Annotated in this window: 6 protein-coding genes and 1 tRNA gene; 4 read left to right on the top strand and 3 right to left on the bottom strand. The window is 61.1% G+C overall.

Translation table 11 applies throughout. The features are described 5' to 3' along the window. The first annotated feature begins 119 nt into the window (after positions 1–119). Positions 120–1,004, top strand: a complete 885-nt coding sequence (locus OXH56_07445) for a dihydrodipicolinate synthase family protein (GenBank protein MCY3555141.1) — start codon at positions 120–122, stop codon at positions 1,002–1,004. Between the two features lie 7 nt (positions 1,005–1,011). On the opposite strand, the gene OXH56_07450 is transcribed toward OXH56_07445, so the two are convergent. The 3 genes from OXH56_07450 to OXH56_07460 form a co-directional block, all read right to left on the bottom strand. Further along, entirely contained in the window at positions 1,012–2,070 is a 1,059-nt protein-coding gene (locus OXH56_07450) for an isocitrate/isopropylmalate family dehydrogenase (GenBank protein ID MCY3555142.1), read from the bottom strand. Positions 2,071–2,170: 100 nt separating this feature from the next. After that, positions 2,171–2,737: a HEAT repeat domain-containing protein gene (locus OXH56_07455; GenBank protein MCY3555143.1), complete on the bottom strand. Its 567-nt coding sequence runs from the start codon at positions 2,735–2,737 to the stop codon at positions 2,171–2,173. Positions 2,738–2,750: 13 nt separating this feature from the next. Beyond that, entirely contained in the window at positions 2,751–3,656 is a 906-nt protein-coding gene (locus tag OXH56_07460; GenBank protein MCY3555144.1) for a fumarylacetoacetate hydrolase family protein, read from the bottom strand. A 270-nt stretch (positions 3,657–3,926) separates the two neighbouring features. Between OXH56_07460 and OXH56_07465 the strand changes: the two genes are divergently transcribed. The 3 genes from OXH56_07465 to OXH56_07475 form a co-directional block, all read left to right on the top strand. Further along, positions 3,927–4,730, top strand: coding sequence for a cytochrome c3 family protein (locus OXH56_07465; GenBank protein ID MCY3555145.1), 804 nt, complete (start codon positions 3,927–3,929; stop codon positions 4,728–4,730). Between the two features lie 130 nt (positions 4,731–4,860). Next, positions 4,861–4,933 (top strand) — tRNA-Phe (locus OXH56_07470). 301 nt (positions 4,934–5,234) lie between these two features. Continuing rightward, the coding region (locus OXH56_07475; GenBank protein MCY3555146.1) for an ABC transporter permease at positions 5,235–6,811 on the top strand (1,577 nt) is incomplete at its 3' end.

Below are 6,811 nucleotides of genomic sequence, written 5' to 3' on the forward strand. Positions count from 1 at the left end.
GTTTACCTTCCCATGATACGCGCGCATTCGCGTTGGGCGCATTGACACGCGCACCCACGCCGCGCGGCAGGGAACATCCGGTCCGCATAAACCCGACCAGAAAGGAAGGAGCCGATCACATGTCCGCGTTTGAAGGTATCCTGCCCGCCATCATCACCCCGATGCACAGTGACGGCAGTTTCAATGAAGAGGCGTTCCGCCAGGTCATGGAATTTAACATCGAGGCCGGTGTCCATGGATTCTGGATTGCGGGCGGGACGGGAGAAAGCATACTGCTCAGCGACGAGGAAAACATGCGGATCGCTTCGGCGGCGGCGGACCAGGCCCGGGGCCGGATAAACAATATCATGCATGTCGGCGCCGCGACCACGGAAAGGGCGGCCCGGCTGGCCGAACATGCCGCGGGCGCCGGGGTGGAGGCCATCTGCTGCGTGCCGCCTTTTTTCTACGGCCGGACCGACGAAGCCATCGCCGAACACTATCGCGTCGTGGCGGCCGCGGCGGACCTTCCCCTGTTCGTCTACAACCTGCCCCAGTCCACGGGCGTCGAGATCACACCCGCACTGTTGCGGAGGATCCAGGACCGGGTCCCGCAGCTGACCGGACTCAAACACTCGTCCCAGGTCTTTGCCAACGTGCGCCACTTCTCGGCTATGGGACTGAAATGCCTGGTAGGCAACCACCAATTGATGCTCCCGGCCCTGACGATCGGCGCTACGGGCTGTGTGGACGGACCGCCGATTATCACGCCGGAATACTGGGTGGAAATCTGGAAGGCCTACCTTGCGGGGGATCTCGGACGGGCCGAATCCGCGCAGGACCGGGCAAGCGGGGTGTGGGCGTCCCTGGGCGCGTGCGGCGGCGAGTTCCATTCGGTGGCCAAGGCGGCGCTCAGCGAGCGGCTGGGCATCGAATGCGGGACGGCGCGGCCGCCGGGAAGACCCCTGTCGAAGGAACAGCGGGACGCTCTGCGCGGGACCATGGCCGAACTCGGTCTCGTGTAACGGTCCGTCATTTCGACAGCCGCCCGACGATGTCGTCGCCCACTTCCACGGTACTCGACCCGCCCCCGATGTCGGGCGTGCGCATCCGCCCCTCGGCGAGGTTCTCCGATACGGCTTCGCGAATGGCCGCTCCGGCCTTTTCTTCACCCAGAAACTCGACCATCATGGCTGCCGCGAGGATCGTGGCGATGGGATTGACCTGGCTTTTGCCGATGAGTTCGAAGGCGGAGCCGTGGACCGGCTCGAACATGGAAGGATGAGTCCGTTCGGGGTTCAGGTTCGCGCTGGGCGCGAGGCCCATGCTGCCCACGGTGATCGCCGAGATATCGGTCAGGATATCGCCGAAGAGGTTCGAGGCAACCACCACGTCGAAATCCTGGGGCCGGCGCACGAAATCCATGGCCGCCGCGTCGATGAGGAGGGACTCGGTCTCGACGTCCCCGTACTCCGCTTTCACGCCATCGAATACTTCGTCCCAGAAAACCATTCCATGGCCCTGGGCGTTCGACTTCGTGATGGACGTGACCTTGCGCCGACCGTCGCGGCGCCGCGCTTCTTCGAAGGCATAGCGGATGATGCGCTCGGTACCGTGCCGCGTGAAGACGGAGGTCTGGACCGCGACTTCCTGGTCGGTCTGGTGATACACCCGTCCCCCGATATCAGCGTATTCCCCTTCGGTATTCTCCCGGATGACCACCAGGTCGATGTCTCCGGCCCCCTTTCCAGCCAGGGGGGACTGCACGCCCGCGTACAGGAAGGCGGGCCGGACGCAGGCATACTGGTCGAATCTGCGCCGAATCGGGAGAATCAGGTTGTTCAAGGTGATGTGGTCCTGCACCTCCTCGTCGCCGACCGCGCCGAAGAATATGGCGTCGAAGTCCGCGAGCCGGTCCAGCCCGCCCTCGGGAATGAACCTACCCGTCCGCTTGTAGCGTTCGGAACTCCAGTCGAAACGGGTGAAACGAAAAGCCGGGTTTCCCAGGGCGTCGAGTGTCTTGATGCCTTCCTCGATGACTTCCGGACCGACGCCGTCTCCGCCGATCACTGCGATTTCATAAATTGACATGGCTGGATGAACCGGTGTGCCTTTCCAGGGTTAAGTCGTGCAGGAAGCGTGGATCAGGGGGTTTTCAATCAAGTAGAAAGCGGCAGGGCGTGCGCGCTGTTCAAGAGTCGACGCCTCCGGCGGAACATTCGTCGCAAATCCACGCGGCGCGGGTCATCCCGCCCGCGGGGATCTCCGTCTCGTAGTCCTGGGCAACCGGAACCCGGGTCCTGCCGCAGAAGTCGCATTTGCCGGTCAGCTTCGGATGTCTGTCGACCGGCATTTCCTCGCGCAACCGGGACACCGTGTCTTCATTGAGAAACGGTTCGGCGAACTGCCGCGCGAATCCAAGTACCTGGCGGTCCGTTTCGGTATCCAGCGCGCGGCGGACGATGGGTTCGAAGGCCGGATCGGTGGGACAGCCCCCGTCTTCCAGCGTATGCCAGGCCCGCCGGCGGACCCGGGCGTCCTCATCCTCCATCATCCGGTAGAGCGCTTTCCAGACTTCTTCGTTGCGGTGACGGACGTGGCACGGGCACATGTAGGTCGCGGCCACGATACGGTCTTCGGGATCCCCGCTTTCGGACAGGCGCAGGAGTTCAGCGATATCTTCCCGGCTCACGCGTTCCTCGCCCGGCTTCCGCCAGGCCTTCTGGTGCCGGTTGAGTCCGTTGTTCCGTCTGCCCATCGCTTAGTCCAGGTCAGAGCTGCCGCACGGGATTGGAGAGTACGCCGATCTGGGGGGAGGCGATCATCACGATGTCGTCCTCACGCAGTCCCAGATCGTTCGGCACGATGATGCCCGTGCCCGTGGAAACGACGGTACCCGCGGGGATCAGGTTGTCCCGATAGAGGTACTCGTTCAACTCGTCGAAACTGCGCGCCAGCTGCGAAGTGTTGGCCTCGCCCTCGAACACGACGGCATCGTCCCGCAGAATCCTGCAATGAATGTCGATATCGTAGGGATCGTCGATCTCGTCGGCGGTGACCAGCGCGGGTCCGAGCGCGCAGCAGCCCTGGTAGATCTTGGACTGGTTCAGGTAAAGCGGATTCGCCTTTTCGATATCCCAGGCCGATACGTCGTTGCACAGGGTGTAGCCGACGATTTCGCCCTCATCGCCCAGCACGTAGGCCAGTTCAGGCTCGGTGGCGGTGAAGCTGGAGTCGCCGCGCACGCAAATGGGCGCGTTGGGTCCGGAACAACGGGAAGCGGTGGCCTTGAAGAAGGATTCGGGCCGGTCGGACTGGTATACCTGGTCATAAATGGTCTGCTGGGCGTCGTCGTCCCTGAATTCGGCGCTTCGCTTGTAGGTCACGCCGAAGCCCCATACCTCGGGCGAGAATATCGGTACCATCAGGTGAGGGACGCCCACGTCCGGCGTGACGTCGATCGATTCATAGGAAAACCCGGTCAGCTGGCCGTCGTAGTCGTTCATGGCACGTTCAACCAGTTCGGACAGCGTAAGACGGGCTACTCCAGATACGTAAAGGAGGTCGTTAACGGTGTCCACCTCCGGCATGACTTCCGAAAGGTCGATGACCTGGTCGTCCTGGAAGATGCCCACGCCGGACTCCTGGCCGGGTTCGTAGAATTGAACCAGTTTCATTCGAGATTCCCCGTGTTTAAGGAGGGTTTCACCGGATTCCTGCATGTGAAAAGCACAGGTAAAGATAGGATTCCAGCGCCTCGTGTAAAGGGAATTCTGTCCCGCGTTCCAAGGTGTTGATTGCGGTTAGTACTTGATCACAGATATGGCGATCGTTACCATTGGAAGAGCTTTTTAGTTGAAGTGAGAAGCGCTGAACGGTGTATACTATTGCGTTTGCAGCGTCGTATCTACAGTTGTTCGAAATCTACAACCCGGAAAGCACGCCGAGTGTCCTTTTTACTCCGGACCGCAGCCGTTCTGATCATGCTGACCTTCGTGCTTGGCGTGATCCTGCCCACGGCCCGCGGGCAACGCACCCCCGATTCTCAACGTACCCCCGATTCTCCCGTTACGAGTTGGCAAAAGCTTGAAACGCGGATGACCGACAACTGCGCCCTTTGCCACCAGCGCCTGGGTGAACCCCTCGCCAAACAGGTCGCGGAATGGCAGGGCAGCATCCACGCGTGGAACGGCGTCTTCTGCGACACGTGCCACGGGGGCGATCCCACCAGCACCATACTCACCGTGGCCATGGGAGAGCAGAACGGGTTCATGGATGCGCCGCTGCCCGAAGCCGTTCCGGAGGACTGCGGAAGCTGCCACCCGGAGGCACTGGAAAGCTTCTGGGAGAGTGCCCACGGAGACCTGTTCGAAGCCAACGACTTCGAACCCGAGTGCGTCACCTGCCACAACAGCCACGACGTGACGGAAGTGCACATCGATATGGTGTCCATCACCGCGCCCTGCGGCGAATGCCACGACCAGGACTACATCGACGAAGTCCGCAATCCCCTGATCGACACGGACGGGAGAATCGAAAGGCTCTACGGTGAGATCCTGGCCATGCCCGGAGACAACCCCAACGCGCCTTATCTCCGCAACCGTCTCGTCCGCGTCCGCAAGGAGTTCCGCGGCCTGGCGCACTACCTGGCCACCAACACCATTATCACCAAGCGGCAGGCCATCGACCGGGAACTCGACTACATCGAATTCATGCTGCATTTCGATGACAGCACGGTCGAAGGCAAGTAGCCTGAAGCCGCGTTCGGCCCCGCCTGGTATCCCCTTATCAGGCCGTGACGGTGTTTCGGTCCACCAGGTTATTTCTGTTGACTTTCCCCGTAGTCACTGCTAATTTTGTCAGGCTTTGTCCGACATGATTGCCGAGGTAGCTCAGGCGGTAGAGCAGTGGACTGAAAATCCATGTGTCGACAGTTCGACTCTGTCCCTCGGCATTTTACATTTTACATTTGAATATCCCACTTCGAAACGGGCCTTCCGCGCTGGCGTGTTCCGCAATTGCTCTTCCGGCTGGCGTAGTCCGCGCTGGCTTGTCCCGCACCGGCAAATCCTCCTTTTACCGCGCTCGCGCGGCCCGAAATCTCCTTTCACCGCAACCTTTCTTGATTCGATTGAGTCGAAACGATCGACATCAGCCTGAATGGACGGCCGTTCGAACACGTCGAAAACGGACCGAAGCCGCACTGCCGCGCCGATTCACCCGAGGCCCCGCTCGAGACAGGATAACTCGCGATCATGTTCCGGAACTACCTCACGATTGCCTATCGTAACGCCCTGCGCCACCGAGGATACGCCGTAATCAACGTCATGGGTCTCGCGGTCGGAATGACCTGTTGCATCCTGATCCTGCTTTACGTACAGGACGAACTCGGCTATGACCGGTACGCGTCCCGGCACGACCGCATCTATAGGCTCACCATGTCGATCGAGACGCCAGACAGGGCGGAAACCCGCACCGCGCGAAGCCCGACGGCCTGGGGGTGGATGCTGACCGACGCCTTCCCGGAAGTCGAAGGGTTCACCCGCATCAAGGCGCCGCTGGTCTCCTGGCAGGTCACCTACGTGGAAGGCAACAGACGGTTCAACGAGCCGGGTTTCTACTTCGCGGATCCCGGCATCCTGGACCTGTTCGACTTCAACCTGGTCCGCGGCGACGCGAACACGGCTCTGAACGCGCCCAATACGGTGGTCATGACCGAATCCACGGCGGCCCGGTACTTCGGTGACGAGGAAGCCCTGGGCAAGGTGATCCGGATCGACAACACGTACGACCTGACCGTGACCGGCGTCATGGAGGACGTGCCGCGCAATTCCCATATGACCTTCGGCTTCCTCGGGTCCTTCGAAACGCTCAACGTCAACCCCATCTACGGGGGTACGGATTACGGCAGGAACACGCAGAACTTCGGCCCGGACCTGTATACCTACCTGTTACTCGCCGAAGGGTTCCCGCCCGAATCCCTCGATCCGAAACTGGCGGAGTTCATCGAATCACGCTACGGACCGGCCCTGAACCAGTTCAACGCGCAAATCGAAGCCGAACTTCAACCGCTGACCAGTATACACCTGCATTCGAGCCTCGACGGGGAACTCGGCGCGAACAGCGATATCGCCTACATTTACATCTTCTCGGCCGTTGCGTTCTTTCTCCTGCTGATCGCCTGCATCAACTTCATGAACCTGGCGACGGCCCGTTCCGCCGGCCGCGCCCGGGAAGTCGGCATCCGCAAGGTGCTGGGGGCGTTCCGCGTTCAGCTGATCGGCCAGTTCATGGGTGAATCGACGATCATGGCGGTACTTTCACTGATCGTGGCCGTGGGTCTGGTCTACGCGTTTCTTCCCGCGTTCAACGCCCTGGCCGGCAAGGACCTGGTCTTTGCCTTCGACGATATGGGCATGGCATTCGGCCTGATCGGCATCGTGGTACTGGCCGGTGCGCTGGCCGGCAGCTATCCGGCGCTGTTCCTGTCGTCGTTCCAGCCGGTTGCCGTGCTGAAGGGCTCCTCCAGGGCGGGCGCGGTGAATACGAACCTGCGGAAGATGCTGGTCGTGCTTCAATTCGTGATATCGGTCGTGTTCATCATCGGCACGGGCGCGGTGGCGGATCAGATGCGTTTCGTGCAGGACAAGCACCTGGGATTCGAAAAAGAACAGCTGGTGGTCATGCCGCTTGGAGATCCCAGGCAGCGCCTCATATACAATGCCTACAAGGATAAAATAACCGGCTATCCCCAGGTACTGGGCGTTACGGTGGCGAATGAAATGCCGGGCGGCCTCGTGAACGATATCCTCTTCACGCCGTCCGGCGTGAA

The sequence above is a fragment of the Gemmatimonadota bacterium genome (assembly GCA_026702745.1).
Lineage (GTDB): Bacteria > JAAXHH01 > JAAXHH01 > JAAXHH01 > JAAXHH01 > JAAXHH01.